Consider the following 16,277-nt stretch of genomic DNA (forward strand, 5'->3'; position numbering starts at 1 on the left):
CCCGCGTATGACAGCGCCAAAATCGCTGCCGGGCGCGATTTATCCTCGGCAACAACGGAGTCTTGAATGCGTATCGATGCGGTCTCGATCGGAAAAAACGTCCCCCACGATGTCAACGTCATCATCGAGGTCCCCGTGGGCGGCGAACCGATCAAGTACGAGATGGACAAGGAGGCCGGCACGCTGGTGGTCGACCGCTTCCTCTACACGCCGATGCGTTACCCCGGTAATTACGGCTTCATCCCGCACACGCTGTCGGATGACGGCGACCCTTGCGACGTGCTGATCATCAACACCCGCGCCATCATCCCCGGCGCCGTCATGAGCGTGCGCCCGGTCGGGGTGCTATTCATGGAAGACGAAGCCGGCGGCGACGAGAAGATCCTGGCGGTGCCGTCGTCCAAGCTGACGCAGCGCTACGACAAGGTGAAATCGTACTCCGACCTGCCCGACATCACGCTGCAGCAGATCCAGCACTTCTTCGAGCACTACAAGGATCTCGAGAAGGGCAAGTGGGTGAAGATCCTGCGCTGGGGCGGCCCGGAGGAGGCGCACAAGCTGATCCTCGAAGGCATCGAGCGCGAGAAGAAGAAGAAGGGCTAGGCTTCCGTGCCCCGGACGCAGCGCAGCGTGAAACGATGCGCTGCTGAGCCGGGGCCCAGTACGGTGGCGCCACGGGTCCCGGCTCAGCGTCGCGTCCGGGACGCGAGAGCTTGCTTACACCGCCGGCTTCGGCAGCCCTGCGATGGCACACGCCGCGCGCAGCGTGTTCACCAGGAGGCACGCCACCGTCATCTGGCCGACACCGCCCGGCACCGGCGTGATCGCGCCGGCAACGGCAAGCGCTTCCTGATAGGCGACGTCGCCGACGAGGCGCGTCTTGCCGTCCTCCTTCGGAATGCGGTTGATGCCGACATCGATCACGGTCGCGCCCGGCTTCAGCCAGTCGCCGCGCACCATCTCTGGTCTTCCAACCGCGGCATAGACGAGGTCCGCTTTCTTCACGAGGCCGGGCAGATCGCGCGAGCGCGAATGCGCGATCGTCACCGTGGCGTTCTCGTTCAGCAGCAATTGCACGAGCGGGCGGCCGACCAGGTTCGAGCGGCCGATGACGATCGCGTTCATGCCCTCCAGCGAGGCATGCACGCTCTTGGTGAGGATGATGCAGCCGAGCGGCGTGCAGGGCGACAGCGCATCGAAGCCGCCGGCGAGCCGGCCAGCATTGTTCGGATGCAGCCCGTCGACGTCCTTGCCGGGATCGATGGCGTTGATGACGGCCTCGGTGTTCAATCCCTTCGGCAACGGCAATTGCACGAGAATGCCGTGCACGGCGGGATCGCGGTTGAGCTTTGCGACCAGCGCCAGCAGATCTGCCTGCGAGACGTCGGCCGGCAGCTTGTGCTCGAACGAGGCCATGCCCGCGGCCTGAGTCTGGGTGTGTTTTGAGCGGACATAGACCTCGCTGGCGGGGTCATTGCCGACCAGGACCACTGCAAGGCCCGGCACCAGGTTGTGCTCGCGCTTGACGCGGGCGACCTCCTCAGTGACGCGGCCACGGAGTTCTGCCGCAATGACTTTTCCATCGATGATCTCAGCGGTCATGTCAGTTCCCTCAGTCCTTCGATTTGGCCGATACAAGCTGGCGCAGGGCTTCGCCGAGCCGCGCCGGATCGCCGTCGACTGCGATCTGCTTCAGCCGCGACGTGGCTCCGGATAGCAATTTCACGCTGGCCTTGGGCACGTCGAGTGATTTCGCCAGCAGCAGCAGAACGGCCTTGTTGGCCTCGCCGCCATCGGCGATGGCGCGCACCCGCACCTTGAGCACGCTGCGGCCATCCGAAAGTTGCTCGATCCCGTCGATGTCGTCGCGGCCGCCGCGCGGCGTCACCCGCAGCGCAATGCTGATCCCTGCGGCCGAGTAGCGCCAAGCCTCCTGACAACAAGGCTCCTTGTTGGCAACCAAGGCGCTCCCGCCCGCTTAGATCACGTTCGGGTAGATGTAGTACAGAATCACCCGCTCGATGAACATGATGATCAGGATCAGGATGATCGGCGAGATGTCGAGACCGCCGAGACTGGGCAGGAAATTGCGAATCGGCGCAAGCAGGGGCTCGGTGATCCGGTACAGGAACTCCGCCACCGCCGAGACGAACTGGTTGCGGGTGTTGACCACGTTGAAGGCGATCAGCCAGGACAGGATCGCGGAGGCGATCAGCAGCCAGACGTAGAGATCGAGCACGATGATGACGATGTCGAGAACGGCACGCATGGCTTTTGAGGCCTCTGGCTTTTGAAAACTCTGGCTCGGTCGGGATTGACGCCCCGTTTGCTAGATATCGGTTCCCCCCGGCCCAAACAAGGGAAGTCGGCGCCCGGATGGCTAAAACCCGGTTACACGCGTCCTTGACTTGACCTTGGCGGGGACTTAAATGGCGCCCGGTTGTCGGCCGCGTTCACCAGAGCGGCCAGCAAAGGGGCCATAGCTCAGCTGGGAGAGCGCGTCGTTCGCAATGACGAGGTCGGCGGTTCGATCCCGCCTGGCTCCACCACGCTTCGCCCTTCGGGCTACGCGTGGCGCAGCCGCGCGGAGCTCGAAGCAGGAAGCGTGGTGTCCGGCGAAGCCCAAAGGGCGAAGATGGACTTTCCAGACTGCTCCCCCTACCTCCCCGTAAACCTCGGCGGCCGCTTCTCCATGAAGCTGGCTACACCCTCGCGGAAATCGCTCCCGTTCAACGCCACCATCATCTCGCGGTTGGCCTCGATCGTCGCCTCGGCCAGCGTCTGGAACGGCACCTCGTAGAGCTGGCGCTTGATCACGGCCATCGCGCTCGGCGAGACGAAATCGGCGAGATCGCGCGCGTAAGCATAGGTTTCCTCGCGCAGCTTCTCCGGCGAACACAGCCGGTTGACCAAGCCCATCCGCAACGCCTCATCGCTGGAGACGCGCCGCGCCGAGAGCAACAGATCCAGCGCATTGGCGTGGCCGACGATGCGCGGCAGCATCCAGCTGATGCCGTGCTCGGCGATCAGGCCGCGCCGCGCGAAGGCGGTGGTGAACACGGTGTTGTCGGCGGCAAAGCGCAGGTCGCAATAGAGCGCATGCACGAGGCCGATGCCGGCCGTGGCGCCATTCAGCATCGCGATGACCGGCTTCTTGATCGAAGGATAGTAGCCGTACCGCGTCTGCCAGTCCGGCCGGCGATTCATGTCGAACGGCGGCAGGTTCGAGGCACGCCTGACGTCGTTGGGATCGAGGCCCTTCAGCGCATCCATGTCGGCGCCGGCGCAGAAGGCGCGGCCCGCGCCGGTGAGGACGATGACGCGGACATTGTCGTCGGCGTTCGACGCCTCCATCGCGCGGCGCACGTCGCGCTCCATGATCGGCGTCCATGCATTCATGCGATCGGGGCGATTGAGCGTGATGGTCGCGATCTTGTCGCTCACCTCATAGAGAATGTGTTCGTAGGCCACGGCGCTCTCCCTTGCTTGCCGGCACGCATTGGTGCGCGATCGTTTGCAGAGAGCCTAGCATATCCAGGGAAGAGGCAAGGACTTGCGCGAAGGCGCGATCACTCGGCGGCTTGCGCCAGCACCGGCCGGCGCTCCAGCCAGCCGTCGATGAAATGATCGAGCCAGGCGCGTTCGGCGACATCGTAGACGGCACGATCCGCGAAATGATGATGCCGCTGCCGCGCCCCAGGCGCGCTGAAGCCGTCGTAGCCGCGCGTTGTCCAGCGGCACATCATCGCGAAGGTCACATCGGGGTGGAACTGCACACCGAAAGCATTGCCGGCGCGGAACGCCTGCACCGGGAAATCATCGCCTTCGGCGAGCAAGTCGGCACCGAGCGGCAGCTCAAAGCCCTCGCGATGCCAATGATAGACCTGCGCCGGCCAATGCGGGCAGAGCGCGCGGCCTGCGGCGGTCGGCCTGATCGGATAGTAGCCGATCTGGGTCAGCGCCTGCGCATGCGGCGCGACACGGGCCCCGAGCTGCATCGCCAACATCTGCGCACCGAGGCAAATGCCGAGCAACGGCCGCTGTTCGCGGAGCGGAATTTCGATCCAGTCGATCTCGCGACGGATGTAATCGTCGGGATCGTTGGCGCTCATCGGGCCGCCGAAGATCACGGCGCCGGCGTGCTGATCGAGCGTCTCGGGCAGGGGATCGCCGAAGCGGGGACGGCGGATGTCGAGGCGATGGCCGAGCGCGCGCAGCGCATTGCCGACGCGGCCGGGCGTCGAGCACTCCTGATGCAGGACGATCAGAACCGGCAGCCGGGTTTCAGCGGCGGCGGCGCGCGGCGCCCTCTGTGGGAAGGCGACCACCTCTGCGCCACCAAACCTGTCCGTCCGGAACGACATGGCCTCTGCGAGTGCTATCGGTTCAGACCGCCAGCATAGCTAAGCGATAGTTAACATCGTGTGAGTTTGCGCACACACGCCGCGTGCTTGAAGCAAGCTCCGGGCCACTACGGACGCGGGCGGCGTTGTTCAGCGCCGCTGCCTCTGGAACCGGCTGGTGGCGGCCAGGATGAAGCCGCGCGGAAAGAAGCGCAGCGCGAACGGCACAATCTTGATGCCGAAACCCGGCAGCACTGCCCGTTTGTTGGCCATCAGGCCGCGATACGCCTCCCGCGCAACTTCGGCGGCAGAAACGTTGAGCATGGCCGTATCATGTTGCGAGCCAACACCAGCGCGGGCCTGGAATTCCGTGGGCACCGGGCCCGGGCAGAGCACGGTGACGCGGACGCCGCGGGGCGCGAGCTCCGCCCGCAATGCTTCGGTGAAGGAGATCACATAGGCCTTGGACGCGTAGTAGACGGCCATGCCGGGGCCGGGCAGGAAGCCTGCAACCGAGCCGACGTTGAGAAGACCGCCCTTGTTCCGGACGAGTTGATCGGCGAAGCGCAGCGACAGATCCGTCAGGGCCCGGACGTTGACGTCGACGATGCCGAGCTGCGTGTCGTGATCGCGCTCGATGGCATCGCCGAACACGCCGAAGCCGGCATTGTTGACGAGATGATCGAGTTCGACGCCCTCGGCGGCAAGTGCTGCGGCGATCCTCTCGCCGGCATCCGCGTCCTCGAGGTCGCAGGCGATCACGATCGGCTTCTTGCCGCCCCTGGCGGTGAGCTCGCTCGCGAGCGCTTCGAGCCGATCCACCCGTCTCGCGGTCAATGCGAGGCGATGTCCATTGGCGGCAAACACACGCGCCAGCTCCATCCCGATGCCCGCCGAGGCACCGGTGATCAACGTTACCCGCTCAGTCACGATCGAAGTCTCTTGAATTGAAGTCTGTCGCCCCGGCAATGGCTGAACGAGAGCATAGGCCGTGCGCGCCATGCAAGCGGCGCAGGCAGCATGGCTGCTTGAGAAGGCGACAGGGGATCAGGAAAGACCGGTATTTGCAGCCGAATCCACAAAAGCGGGGCCGCCCGGCTTACATTAAAGTTTCGTCATGTGGCGCGCAGGCCAGGCAATCCGCCGGGGACAGGTCCGACGGCGCGATCCTTGACCTGGCCACCGGCACGCTCCGCAACGGCGTGCTTCAGCTCGATGCGGTCGCGCTGGGAAATCCCGAGCAGATCGGACGCGCGCCAGACCACATTGTCCTCGAACTCGCTGACCTCTCCGTCGGCATAGACCAGCTCCCACATCATCTGCACGATCCGCTTGCGGCCCGCTTCGTCGAGCGAGCGCATGATGACGCTGGTGAAGTGATAGAGGTCGACGGCCTCACCCTCGACCTGGGTGGCATCCGCGATCAGACGGTCAGCGGTGCCGCGGTCGAGCCCGAAATGGCTTTCGATCAGGCTGTGCAGCTTGCGCTGCTCGGCCGCGCTGGGCTGGCCGTCCAGCGAGACCACATGGACCAGCAGCGCGGTCGCGGCCAGCCGATAATCGCTGTCGCCGAAGGCGCGGTCCTGGGCTTGGGGACCGACAATGTCGGCGATGAATTGGCGCAAGCCGTCGAGCATAGGTCCTACCGAGATCGATGACGCCGCAAGGAGCGCGGCCGTTACCAGCATTATATGAGCGGGAAACTCAACCGCCGCAACGTGCGTCAGTTCCGCGCGCGCATTACGTTTCGGCAATCTGTGAGGTGCCTTCGGCCCTCATGGCAGGGCCTGACCCTGCCATGACGATGGAGGATGTATCACCCATCTGCCTCAGCACCGTCATTGCGAGCGCAGCGAAGCAATCCAGAACTCTTTCCGCGGAGACAGCCTGGATTGCTTCGTCGCATCAGCGCAAAATTGCTTCGCAATTTTGTCGCGAGCTCCTCGCAATGACGGAGATGGTGGCAAATTCCGCTGGTCTCACGGTATCTCGTACACCACCATCTTGTCGGCGATGCCGCGGAGCGCGGCCTGTTTCTGAATCGGCTTGATCTCGCGCTGTTGAAGGATTTCGGCAACCGCCGGCACGTCGAGCACCGGGCCGGTGATGTGGATCTCCTGCGCGGTGGACAGGCTCTGCACGCGGGCGGCGATGTTGACGGTCTGGCCGAAATAATCCTGCCGCTCGTTGAGCATCACCGCAAGGCAGGGGCCTTCATGGATGCCGATCTTGAGAATGAGATCGTTGGCGCCGCGTTGCTTGTTCAATTCGTCCATGGCTGCACGCATGTGCAGTCCCGCGGTGATGGCGTGCTCGGGCCTGACGAAGGTCGCCATGACGGCATCGCCGATCGTCTTCACCACCGCGCCCTTCTCGGCCGCGATGATCTCCAGCAGCGCCCGGAAATGCGCTCGCACGAGATCGAAGGCACTGAGATCGCCGACGCGCTCGTACAAGGCCGTCGAGCCCTTTAGGTCGGTGAACAGGAACGTCAGGGACGTGATCTTCAGCCGCTGGTCGACGTTGAGATTGTCGGCCTTGAAGACGTCACGGAAGGTCTGATTGGAAAGCATCCTCTTGGCGGTCAGGATCGGCTTGCGCTTGCCGATCATCTCATGCAACGCGTCGGCGGCAATCCAGACCGACGGCAACACGCGATTGCCTGATTGGTTCTCGAGCGTGAGACGCAGCGGTCCGGGACGCATCACGGTGGTCCCCGTGGGCGCCTCCAGCTTGTTGAACATGATCGAAAGCTGCTGGCGTTCGCTGGTCGGCTCACCCTGGACATCCAGGAAGTGGGCGGAATGGGTGACCGGCTCGAAAACGATGATGAACTGGCTGGGCAGGTTCAGCGAGAGGATCGCCTTTTCTCCCGCAGGCAATTCGAGCGCTTCAAGCGTCACTTCGTTGATCAGGCGTGAAAACGATTCCTCGTTGATGTCGACACCCGAGCTCCAGAACATCTGTCGCACATATTCCCAGATCGGCAGCGTGTCGGGATCGTGAGCCCCGATGCGGCGGACCCGCGGACTGACGGTGAAGGCGACTTCGACCATCTCGTCGACGGACGCCTCGTATCCGGCCGCACAGAGAGCGCAGTTGTAGTCCTCGTGCTTCAGCGATTTCAACGTTGCATGCGCGCCCAAGACACCACCGCAGCCCGGACACAGCACGTTCCAGCTCATGTCAAACAGGCCGAGCCGTGAGGCATGGAGGAATCCGGAAATGACCTTCTCCTGATCGAGCCCGGTACGATCGGCAAAATCGAGCACATTGATACGGTTGAGATCGCGATCATCACCATTGGCGATCAGCTGCGCGATCGCATCGACCACCTCTGGATCGGCGGTCTGCTTCAGAACGGAGAACTGGGCCTGGATGTCGCTCATGGCGAAACTCTATCTAGGGTGGGCCACGCCAACGGCCAGACGCGCGCCTGTCACCGACGCGTGATGCGGAACATGGGTGAGTGGTCCGGCTGGGTGGTGACGACGCCAAGCGGGATCACGGCGGTCGCGGCGTCGGCGAGCTCGACACGGAATGCGCCGATCAACCGCGCCAGCGCCAGCACGGATTCGGCCTGGGCGAACGGCGCGCCGATGCAGACGCGCGGACCCGCGCCGAACGGCAGGTAAGCAAAACGGTCCGGTGCCTCCTTCGACATGAAGCGCTTTGGAATGAAGGCGTTCGGCTGATCCCACAGCTTCTCGTGCCGGTGCAACAGCCAGGGCGCGATCATGATGATGTCGCCCTTGCCGATCTCGACGCCCGCCGCGTTGTCCTTGTCGCGCGCGGCACGCGCGACCAGGAAGGCCGGCGGATAGAGCCGCATCGTCTCGTCGATCACCGCGCGGGTGAATTTCTGGCGATCGATGTCGGCCGTGCTGTCGAGATGCTCGCCGCGGGTCTCGGACGCCACCTCCTCCTGCGTTTCAGGATCGAGCGCGAGCAGGTAGAGCGCCCAGAACAGCGCCGTTGCCGTGGTCTCGTGGCCGGCGAGGATCATGGTCGCGACCTCGTCGACGAGCTGCTCGTCCGAGAAGCCCTTGCCCGTTTCGGGATCGCGTGCCTCGTCCATGAGATCGAACAGGTCGCGCGGTGGCGCGCCGTCCTTCTTGCCGGCCTTACGCCGCTCGGCGATCAGCATGGCCACGAACTCGGTCCAGCGCTTGCGGAAACGGGCGCGGGCAAAATCCATCGGGCTCGGCCAGGACACCGGCAGCACCATGTCGAGGAAATAGGGACGTCCCAACCGCGCGGCATATTCGATGATGAAGTCGCGCAGCGTCGCGCCGTGCTGGTCCATGCCGAACGAGAACATCGTGCGCCCGGCGATCTCGAGCGTCATACGCTGCATGATTTGGCGCAGATCGACCGGCTCCCCGGTTTTCCCGTCCAGCCTGGCGATGGTCTCGTCGAGCACCGCCGTCATATGCGGAACGAGGTTCGCGGTCGCGCGCGGCGTGAAGGCCGGCGCGAGTGTGCGGCGCTGGAACGTCCAGGAATGACCTTCCGCGATCAGAAGGCCGTCGCCGAGCACGGGGCGCAGCATACGGATGCCGGCCGGCGTGCGCGTGTAGTTCTCGTAATTGCTGAGCAGGACGTGCCGGATCGCGTCCGGCTGGTTCAGGATGAAGCTGTTGCGGAAGAAGAAGCGGCCCGGGATGACCTCTTCCTCATAGGCGCGCTGCCCCCAGGTCGCGATCATGTTCTGCCGGATAACCGCGAGCCGGCCGAAGAACGACATATCGTCGGGCGCACGCGGGGGAGCCGGAGGGATGATGGGCCGACGCACGCTGGCGATATTCATGGCTCTCTCCCGCAGGGTGGGACAGGTAAATAGCTAGTAAGTCAGCTCGGCAATGGCAATCCGGTTCTCGGACGCAGGCCAGGCGCGTGCCACAATTCGTTCTTCGCCGAATTGGGCGACGATGTTACGTCCAACCTCGCTGGCGGGAAGCCGCAGGGTTGCTGCCGCATCCGTGGGCACGCCCGGCTTGACGTCGGCCGGCTCCTTGCCGTCAAGCAGCACCACGTCGCGCGGCAGGCCGAAATAGCCGCGCGGACGCGACATGATCACGACGGCGCCGGCGTCCTTGTCGGCCGGCCCGAGCGGGCGCGCAGGCCGCAGATGCACGACCTCGGACGAGCGCGGGAAGGGCGAGCGATAAATGTGCGTCGTCGGCGCATCCGGCGAGGTCAGCACGAATTCGAGCGACCAGGCGGGATCGACCTGCGCCGGCCCCCAGCGGCCATCGGAGCCCGTCTTCGAGCTGTGCAGCACACCGGCTTTGCGCTCACCGGTATCAGGATCGACACGGAAGACATCGACGGTTGCACCCGCGACCGGGCGATTGGTCGGCGCGCCGCCCGGCGTGCCGGTGACCAGGCCGCTCAATGTCACACTGGCCTCCGGCGCGATCGCGATGCGCGCAGGCTCACGGCCGGCGATGAACTTGTAGATCTCCCGGAACGCGCGCGGGTGAAAAGCCACCTCGCGATGGTCGAGCGCGCCGAGCACGAGATTGGTGGCGCCCTTCAGCTCCGGCCCTTCGGCCGTGACATTGGTCGGCGTGCCGGGCTTGCCGATGAAGCGGCCGTCGCTCTGCGCATATTTGTCCATGCCATCGCTGCGCAGCGTGAGGAAAGCAACGCCCGGCGTCACCTCGCTCTCGCCCTCGTTCAGGCTGCGCAGGAACGTGCCGCGGCCGTTGAACTCGTTGTTGGGCTGGTCGTCGGTCGCGAACACGCCGTGATTGGGCGTGCCGCACAGCACGGCATGGCTGACATCGCCGGCGCCGCCGTTCCTGATGACGTTGCGGATGGCGTTGCCGCCGCGCGAGCTGCCGACCAGCGCCACGCGAGGCGCGCCGGTGCGGCGCTTCAGTTCAGCGATGGCGGCAGCAAGCTCACGGCGCTGGTCCTCGGTCGAGGAGCGGCCCGCCTGCTCGACCTTGTCGTCGTTGCGCGCCAGGGGGTCGGTGAAATTGATCGCCATCATGCGATCGCGTGCGACGCCATTCGACTCCATCCGCCACAAGGTGGTCATCCAGAGCGCGCCGTAATCGCCATTGCCGTGGACGAACAGAATCGGCGGCAGCTCGGTGCCCGCCGCGGCGGCGGGCGCGGTCTGGGCAAGCGCGTCCGTCCGCAAGCTCGCAAGTGCGAAAGGCACGCTCGCAGCCCCTTGCAAAATCGTCCGTCGCGACAGCTTCATCTGTTCCTCCCGGCAGCCCGCCTCTTTGCACTGCTTATAGCGGCCTAAGCACTGGACAGCGAAGGACTTTCGCGGGCATCACTGAATTGGCCGGAATCACCACGGCCACTTCTGCCATCCGACATGGAAGGGGATATGACCGAGCAGCCGAACCGCCCGAAAATGGCCGCCGACGGCATCACTGCGCCCCTGCGGTACACCGTGTTCCGGCGGATCTGGCTCGCCAGCCTGCTCTCCAATCTCGGCCTCCTGATCCAGGGCGTGGGCGCGGCCTGGGCGATGACGCAGATGGCGGCCTCGGCAGACAAGGTGGCCCTGGTGCAGACCGCCTTGATGCTGCCGATCATGCTGATCTCGATGCCCGCCGGCGCCATCGCCGACATGTATGACCGTCGCATCGTCAGCGTGATTTCGCTGTCGGTCGCGTTGATCGGCGCGAGCGCGCTCACCGTGCTGGCCGGCTTCAACCTGATCACCCCCGAATTGCTGCTCGCCTTCTGCTTCGTCGTCGGCAGCGGCAATGCGCTGTTCGGCCCGGCTTGGCAGTCCTCGGTCAGCGAACAGGTGCCGCCCGAGGCATTGGCGTCCGCGGTGGCGCTCAACGGCATCAGCTACAACATCGCGCGCAGCTTCGGTCCGGCGGTCGGCGGCGTCATCGTCGCTGCACTCGGCGCGGTGGCCGCGTTCGCCTGCAATGCGATTCTCTATCTGCCGCTGCTTGTGGTGCTGCTGCTCTGGCGCCGCAGCAACGAGCCGTCGCGCCTGCCGCGGGAAAAGCTCAACCGCGCCATGGTCTCGGGCGTGCGTTACATTACGAATTCGCCGCCGATCAAGATCGTGCTGTTGCGCACGCTGGTGATGGGCCTGATCGGCGGCGCGGTGATGGCGCTGATGCCGCTGGTCGCGCGCGACCTCCTGCATGGCGGCGCACAGACCTACGGCATCATGCTGGGCGCCTTCGGCATGGGCGCAGTGATCGGCGCACTCAATATCCACGAATTGCGCAAGCGCATGAGCGGCGAGGCCGCGATCCGCGCCTGCACCATCTCGATGGCCTTCGCCATGGCCGCCCTCGCTTTGAGCACGGAGCCGGTGCTGACGGCAACCGCGCTGGTCCTGGCCGGCGCGGTCTGGATGGCTGCGATCGCGCTGTTCAACATCGGCGTGCAGCTCTCGGCGCCGCGCTGGGTCGCGGGCCGCTCGCTCGCCGCGTTCCAGGCCTCGATCTCCGGCGGCATCGCGATCGGCGCCTGGGGCTGGGGCCATCTCACCGATTATGCCGGCGTCGAGATGGCGCTGCTGACCGCGGCAGGCCTGATGCTGGTCTCGCCGCTGCTCGGCATCTGGCTCGCGATGCCGCGCGTCGGCGCGCGCAACGAGGATGCGGACGTGCTGGCCGATCCCGAGGTGAAGCTGTCGCTGACCGGACGCAGCGGGCCGCTGGTGGTCGAGATCGAGTACCGGGTCGCGCAAGAGAATGCGCGCGCGTTCCACAACGTCATGCAGGACGTGCAGCTCTCCCGCCAGCGCAACGGCGCCTATGGCTGGTCGATCGCGCGCGACATCGCCGACCCCGAGCTGTGGACGGAGCGCTATCACTGCCCGACCTGGCTCGACTATTTGCGTCAGCGCAACCGTTCGACCCAGTCCGAACGCGCGCTGCATCAGCAGGCGATCGATTTTCACATCGGCCCCGAGCCGGTGCGGATCCGCCGCATGCTGGAGCGTCCATTCGGCTCGGTGCGCTGGAAGGACGAGACGCCGGACCGCGCCAACAGCGAGGTGCTGCCGGTGGTCGCGGCCGGGAGCAGTACGTAACTCTGGTCATTCCGGGGCGCGCGAAGCGCGAACCCGGAATCCATCGAGCAGCATGAGCGTGGAGAAATGGATTCCGGGCTCGCGCCTTACGGCGCGCCCCGGAATGACGAGGATGTGTTTACTGCCCGTGATCCGTCAGCACCTTGTCGCAGCCCTTGCTGAGCCGGGTGCGGTTCTGCTTCAGGCAGGCGAGCACGGCGCCGTCGCCATTGTTCATCACGGCGCGGCAGAAGCGGCTGACATCGCGCGCGCAGGCATCATGGCCGGGCTGCTGTTGCGCTGATGCTGCCGATGCGCACAAGAGCAAAGGAAGAATGAAAAGAAATCTGGTCATCGCGTAATGCCTCTACCCGGAAGAAAGTGCGGGCGAAGCTAGTGCGACGATCCGGAGGCTGCAACGGCTTTATTGCCGGGCAGGAGGCAAGCCACCGCGTGGCCCCGGCGTGACACCGGGGCACATCGCGAGGGGGAGCTGACCAGCGCGACGATCGTTGTTGCGTGCGCTCTTACTGGCTGTCCCGGGCGTCAGCGACCTTGCGCGAGGCGCCCTTGGCGAGGTCCTTGTCCATCACCGCGCGGCAGCCGGCGCTGAGGTCCGAGCGATGCTTGATCATGCACGCCGTGATCTTCGGGATGTTGGGGATCTCCGCCGAGCAGAGACGGAAGGCATCGCCCGTGCACATCTGCTGCGCCTCAGCCGTGAAGGCGAAGCTCGCGCTCGTCGAAGCGATCGAGACGATGGCGGCAAAGCCCAGGGCCAGGCTGGTGTCGCGGATCTTGCTGGTAAACGACTTGGTCATTTGAAGCTCCCATTGGCACCGCCTCAGCGGGCCCGTTATCGATGGGAGCTACGATGCTCCGGCAAAACCGTTTCCACTGTGATGACAGTCACGGGAGACCCACCCTCTGTGATCTCGGTCACTTTGGCGCACCCTACTGAAATTCCACCGCAACCGCTGTCGTGTTGGTGTCACGTTAACTCTTGGTTCGCATTAATGGCTCGTCGCGCGGGAAATTCCGCCGGTTTGGTTGCGTAATTGGAAAGATTAGCGATGCGTAATGCGTTGGGCCTGATGCTGGCCAGTGTAGTTGCGGCGGTCGTGATCGCCGCCGGCGGTTGGTTTTATTATTCCACGCGCGCCGACCAAGGCGCTCCGAAGACAGTTGCCGCCCGTGTCGCCGACCCATTGCCGGCACAGGCGAAGCTCGCCGCGAAGGACGACGTCGAGACCACCGCGACCGTCGCGGCCAAGCCAGCCGCTCCGGCACCTGCGCCGGTCATGCCGATGCAGCCGAAACAGGTCTGCGCCAATCCGAACGCGATGGGTGTGTCCCGCGTCGTCGAGATCGACACGACGGGCGGCCCCGGCTTCGGCTTCGAGCATTTCAAGCAGTTCGACTTCCTGACCGAGAAGGAGGTCGTGCTGACCTTCGACGACGGTCCGTGGCCGGTCAACACCCCTACGGTGCTGAAGGCGCTCGCGGACGAATGCACCAAGGGCCTGTTCTTCTCGGTCGGCAAGCACGCGACCTACCATCCGGAGATCCTGAAGCAGGTGCTGGCCCAGGGCCACACGGTGGGCACGCACACCTGGTCGCATGTCAATCTGAACAGCAAGAAGTTGACCGAGAGCCAAGTCAAGGACGAGGTCGAGAAGGGCTTCAGCGCGGTGAAATTCGCGCTCGGCACCAATCCGGCGCCGTTCTTCCGCTTTCCGCAGCTGCAGCACAATCCCGCGATGGTGAGCTATTTCGGCACCCGCAACGTCGCGATGTTCTCAACCGAAATCGACTCCTTCGACTTCAGGAAGGGCGCGACGCCGGAGAAGATCGTCGAGACCGTGATGACGAGGCTGGACAAGCTCGGCAAGGGCATCATCCTGATGCACGACTTCCAGAAGAACACGGGCCTCGCCCTGCCGACGCTGCTCGCGCGGCTGAAGGCCGGCGGCTACAAGGTCGTGCAGATGAAGGCTAAGGCGAGCCTTCAGACGCTGCCTGAATATGACGAGGCGCTGATGAAGGACATGAAGGTGCCGACCGCGGGCACGAACACCCGCCCGATCGCGAGCGTGGTGCAGACGGTGTCGCAGTAAGCGCGATCGTTCCAAAACTCTTGCGTCATGGCCGGGCTTGTCCCGGCCATTTGCGTGTCTGGATCAGGCGAAGACGTGGATGCCCAAGCCCAGGCATGACAGCAAGATTGCGGGATCCGAATTGAGCGGCCCGAGACATAGGTGACAAATCGTACCGGACACATGGGTTACACTTTCCGCTTTTGTTCTGCGGGAGGTGTGGATGCCGTGGAAAGCGAGTTCGGTAATGGAAGAGCGCCTGCGATTTGTCGCCCGGCTTCTAGATGGGGAAGCCATGACCGAGGTGTGCCGGGAGTTCGGCATCTCCCGCAAAACCGGCTACAAGATTTTCGACCGCTACAAGGAGCACGGGCTGGAGGCGTTGAGCGACCGCTCCAGGCGGCCGATACGCTATGCCAACCAGCTCCCGCAGCAGCTCGAGACCCTGATCGTCCGGCTGAAGAGCGAGAAGCCGCACTGGGGCGCCCGCAAGATCCGCGAACTGCTGGTGCGCCGGCTCGATGGCGAGGTCAGGGTTCCCGCCAAGAGCACCATTCATGCGGTGCTCGATCGCCATGGCCTAGTCAAGCGCGGCGGCGGGTCGCGCCACCGCGCGCGCGGCACGCCGCTGTCGCAGGGCACGCTTCCCAATGATCTGTGGTGTGCCGACTTCAAGGGCGAGTTCAGGCTCGGCAATGGCCAGTACTGTTACCCACTGACCGTCAGCGATCATGCCTCGCGCTTCCTGCTGCTCTGTGAAGCGCTGGACTCAACGCGCGAAGACCCTGCCATTACCGCCTTCGAGCGGCTGTTCCGCGAACGCGGTCTGCCGCTGGCCATCCGCTCCGACAATGGCGTGCCCTTTGCCAGCCCCAACGCCTTGTTCCATCTCTCCAAGCTGTCGGTGTGGTGGCTTCGGCTGGGCATTGCCATCGAGCGGATCAAGCCAGGCCATCCACAACAGAACGGCCGTCATGAGCGCATGCATCTCACGCTCAAAAAGGAAGCGACTAGACCGCCTGGGTTCAACAGCCTCCAGCAGCAGGATCGCTTTGACAGCTTCCTGCACGAGTTCAATGAGGAACGTCCCCACGAGGCGCTCGACATGAAGTGCCCTGCCGAGCTCTACACCGCTTCAGCGCGCCACTACGATGGCCTGCCCGAACTGTCCTATCCCTTCCACGATCGCGACGTCATCATCACATCCTGCGGCCGCCTTTGCCTGCATCGCAAGAAAATCAACATCTCCATCGTGCTGGCCGGCCAGAAGCTCGGTATCAAGGAAGTCGACGACGGCATTTGGCTCGTCAGCTTCATGCACTACGACCTGGGATACTTCGACCTGGAGCAAAAGACCTTGCAGCCCCTCGACAACCCGTTTGGTCCGAGGCCTGTCACCGATGTCTCGGGTACGACATCGTCTCTCTGACCGAGATAGGCACTCTTGCTCATTCTTGGCATGGCAGCCACTTGCTTGGCCGCACTGAGCAGTCAACCCCCGAAGCCCGCAGGGGCGCGCCCCTTGGCGCGCGGGGTTGACGGCGAATGTGCGGGCCGAGCAATAGTGGTCCGCGCCATGAGTGCGTGGAGTGACCCCGCAACCCTCGACACCCGTTCGGCACGAGGTTGTCACCCATGTCTCAGGTACGTTCTGTTACCTATGTGTCCGGGCTGGACAAATCGGGCGCTGGTGCCGCAAGAGGGATTCGAACCCCCGACCCCGTCATTACGAATGACGTGCTCTACCGACTGAGCTATTGCGGCGAACCTGCCGGGACCGAAGCAATGCCGGCCCCGATACGCGCGCTCCTGATATCGGGCATG

The 16,277-nt window shown here is 64.5% G+C and carries 16 protein-coding genes and 2 tRNA genes; 5 read left to right on the forward strand and 13 right to left on the reverse strand.

The features are described from left to right. The first annotated feature begins 66 nt into the window (after positions 1 to 66). Positions 67 to 603 (forward strand): inorganic diphosphatase, encoded by a 537-nt coding sequence (ppa, locus tag N2602_RS00425; RefSeq protein WP_027573074.1) that lies wholly within the window; start codon positions 67 to 69, stop codon positions 601 to 603. Positions 604 to 717: 114 nt separating this feature from the next. On the opposite strand, the gene folD is transcribed toward ppa, so the two are convergent. From folD to N2602_RS00440, 3 genes are read right to left on the reverse strand one after another with little or no spacing between them, the layout of a single operon-like run. Beyond that, complete coding sequence (gene folD, locus N2602_RS00430; protein ID WP_260381424.1) at positions 718 to 1,602, reverse strand: bifunctional methylenetetrahydrofolate dehydrogenase/methenyltetrahydrofolate cyclohydrolase FolD; 885 nt, start codon at positions 1,600 to 1,602, stop codon at positions 718 to 720. Positions 1,603 to 1,612: 10 nt separating this feature from the next. Beyond that, complete coding sequence (locus N2602_RS00435; protein WP_212260387.1) at positions 1,613 to 1,963, reverse strand: DUF167 domain-containing protein; 351 nt, start codon at positions 1,961 to 1,963, stop codon at positions 1,613 to 1,615. Positions 1,964 to 1,978: 15 nt separating this feature from the next. After that, positions 1,979 to 2,269 (reverse strand): YggT family protein, encoded by a 291-nt coding sequence (locus N2602_RS00440; protein WP_018645113.1) that lies wholly within the window; start codon positions 2,267 to 2,269, stop codon positions 1,979 to 1,981. A 204-nt stretch (positions 2,270 to 2,473) separates the two neighbouring features. Between N2602_RS00440 and N2602_RS00445 the strand changes: the two genes are divergently transcribed. After that, positions 2,474 to 2,549, forward strand: a tRNA-Ala gene (locus tag N2602_RS00445). Positions 2,550 to 2,658: 109 nt separating this feature from the next. Here the strand turns inward: N2602_RS00445 and N2602_RS00450 are convergent. The 7 genes from N2602_RS00450 to N2602_RS00480 form a co-directional block, all read right to left on the reverse strand. Further along, complete coding sequence (locus tag N2602_RS00450; RefSeq protein ID WP_260381425.1) at positions 2,659 to 3,471, reverse strand: enoyl-CoA hydratase; 813 nt, start codon at positions 3,469 to 3,471, stop codon at positions 2,659 to 2,661. Positions 3,472 to 3,569: 98 nt separating this feature from the next. Next, positions 3,570 to 4,364, reverse strand: coding sequence for a glutamine amidotransferase (locus tag N2602_RS00455; protein WP_212260384.1), 795 nt, complete (start codon positions 4,362 to 4,364; stop codon positions 3,570 to 3,572). Between the two features lie 129 nt (positions 4,365 to 4,493). Further along, positions 4,494 to 5,273, reverse strand: a complete 780-nt coding sequence (locus tag N2602_RS00460) for an SDR family oxidoreductase (protein WP_260381426.1) — start codon at positions 5,271 to 5,273, stop codon at positions 4,494 to 4,496. A gap of 185 nt (positions 5,274 to 5,458) precedes the next feature. Continuing rightward, a complete protein-coding gene (locus N2602_RS00465) occupies positions 5,459 to 5,980 on the reverse strand; it encodes a TerB family tellurite resistance protein (protein ID WP_172787902.1) in 522 nt (173 codons plus the stop codon). Positions 5,981 to 6,322: 342 nt separating this feature from the next. Further along, complete coding sequence (locus N2602_RS00470) at positions 6,323 to 7,732, reverse strand: adenylate/guanylate cyclase domain-containing protein (protein WP_212260382.1); 1,410 nt, start codon at positions 7,730 to 7,732, stop codon at positions 6,323 to 6,325. Between the two features lie 50 nt (positions 7,733 to 7,782). Continuing rightward, the gene (locus tag N2602_RS00475; protein WP_260381427.1) at positions 7,783 to 9,153 is read right to left on the reverse strand and encodes a cytochrome P450; all 1,371 of its coding nucleotides are present in this window, start codon (positions 9,151 to 9,153) and stop codon (positions 7,783 to 7,785) included. A 33-nt stretch (positions 9,154 to 9,186) separates the two neighbouring features. Continuing rightward, positions 9,187 to 10,560 (reverse strand): hydrolase, encoded by a 1,374-nt coding sequence (locus N2602_RS00480; protein WP_260381428.1) that lies wholly within the window; start codon positions 10,558 to 10,560, stop codon positions 9,187 to 9,189. A gap of 135 nt (positions 10,561 to 10,695) precedes the next feature. On the opposite strand from N2602_RS00480, the gene N2602_RS00485 reads away from it, so the two are divergent. Then, entirely contained in the window at positions 10,696 to 12,378 is a 1,683-nt protein-coding gene (locus N2602_RS00485; protein WP_260381429.1) for an MFS transporter, read from the forward strand. A 118-nt stretch (positions 12,379 to 12,496) separates the two neighbouring features. On the opposite strand, the gene N2602_RS00490 is transcribed toward N2602_RS00485, so the two are convergent. Next, positions 12,497 to 12,712: a cysteine rich repeat-containing protein gene (locus N2602_RS00490; protein WP_172787883.1), complete on the reverse strand. Its 216-nt coding sequence runs from the start codon at positions 12,710 to 12,712 to the stop codon at positions 12,497 to 12,499. Between the two features lie 172 nt (positions 12,713 to 12,884). Continuing rightward, entirely contained in the window at positions 12,885 to 13,178 is a 294-nt protein-coding gene (locus N2602_RS00495; protein ID WP_172787882.1) for a hypothetical protein, read from the reverse strand. Between the two features lie 252 nt (positions 13,179 to 13,430). Here N2602_RS00495 and N2602_RS00500 point away from each other — a divergent pair, with 252 nt between their 5' ends. After that, on the forward strand, positions 13,431 to 14,474 hold the full coding sequence (locus tag N2602_RS00500) for a polysaccharide deacetylase family protein (protein WP_260381430.1): 1,044 nt from the start codon (positions 13,431 to 13,433) through the stop codon (positions 14,472 to 14,474). A 202-nt stretch (positions 14,475 to 14,676) separates the two neighbouring features. Further along, a complete protein-coding gene (locus N2602_RS00505) occupies positions 14,677 to 15,882 on the forward strand; it encodes an IS481 family transposase (RefSeq protein ID WP_260379387.1) in 1,206 nt (401 codons plus the stop codon). Positions 15,883 to 16,141: 259 nt separating this feature from the next. Here N2602_RS00505 and N2602_RS00510 read toward each other — a convergent pair. Beyond that, positions 16,142 to 16,217 (reverse strand) — tRNA-Thr (locus tag N2602_RS00510). Positions 16,218 to 16,277 lie beyond the last annotated feature (60 nt).

Origin of the sequence: Bradyrhizobium sp. NC92 (genome assembly GCF_025200865.1) — a bacterium.
GTDB lineage: Bacteria > Pseudomonadota > Alphaproteobacteria > Rhizobiales > Xanthobacteraceae > Bradyrhizobium.

Coding starts and splice junctions, on each gene's coding strand:
- ppa (WP_027573074.1), top strand. CDS start 67: ATGCGTATCGATGCGGTCTCGATCGGAAAAAACGTCCCCCACGATGTC.
- folD (WP_260381424.1), bottom strand. CDS start 1,602: ATGACCGCTGAGATCATCGATGGAAAAGTCATTGCGGCAGAACTCCGT.
- N2602_RS00440 (WP_018645113.1), bottom strand. CDS start 2,269: ATGCGTGCCGTTCTCGACATCGTCATCATCGTGCTCGATCTCTACGTC.
- N2602_RS00455 (WP_212260384.1), bottom strand. CDS start 4,364: ATGTCGTTCCGGACGGACAGGTTTGGTGGCGCAGAGGTGGTCGCCTTC.
- N2602_RS00465 (WP_172787902.1), bottom strand. CDS start 5,980: ATGCTCGACGGCTTGCGCCAATTCATCGCCGACATTGTCGGTCCCCAA.
- N2602_RS00470 (WP_212260382.1), bottom strand. CDS start 7,732: ATGAGCGACATCCAGGCCCAGTTCTCCGTTCTGAAGCAGACCGCCGAT.
- N2602_RS00475 (WP_260381427.1), bottom strand. CDS start 9,153: ATGAATATCGCCAGCGTGCGTCGGCCCATCATCCCTCCGGCTCCCCCG.
- N2602_RS00480 (WP_260381428.1), bottom strand. CDS start 10,560: ATGAAGCTGTCGCGACGGACGATTTTGCAAGGGGCTGCGAGCGTGCCT.
- N2602_RS00485 (WP_260381429.1), top strand. CDS start 10,696: ATGACCGAGCAGCCGAACCGCCCGAAAATGGCCGCCGACGGCATCACT.
- N2602_RS00490 (WP_172787883.1), bottom strand. CDS start 12,712: ATGACCAGATTTCTTTTCATTCTTCCTTTGCTCTTGTGCGCATCGGCA.
- N2602_RS00495 (WP_172787882.1), bottom strand. CDS start 13,178: ATGACCAAGTCGTTTACCAGCAAGATCCGCGACACCAGCCTGGCCCTG.
- N2602_RS00500 (WP_260381430.1), top strand. CDS start 13,431: ATGCGTAATGCGTTGGGCCTGATGCTGGCCAGTGTAGTTGCGGCGGTC.
- N2602_RS00505 (WP_260379387.1), top strand. CDS start 14,677: ATGCCGTGGAAAGCGAGTTCGGTAATGGAAGAGCGCCTGCGATTTGTC.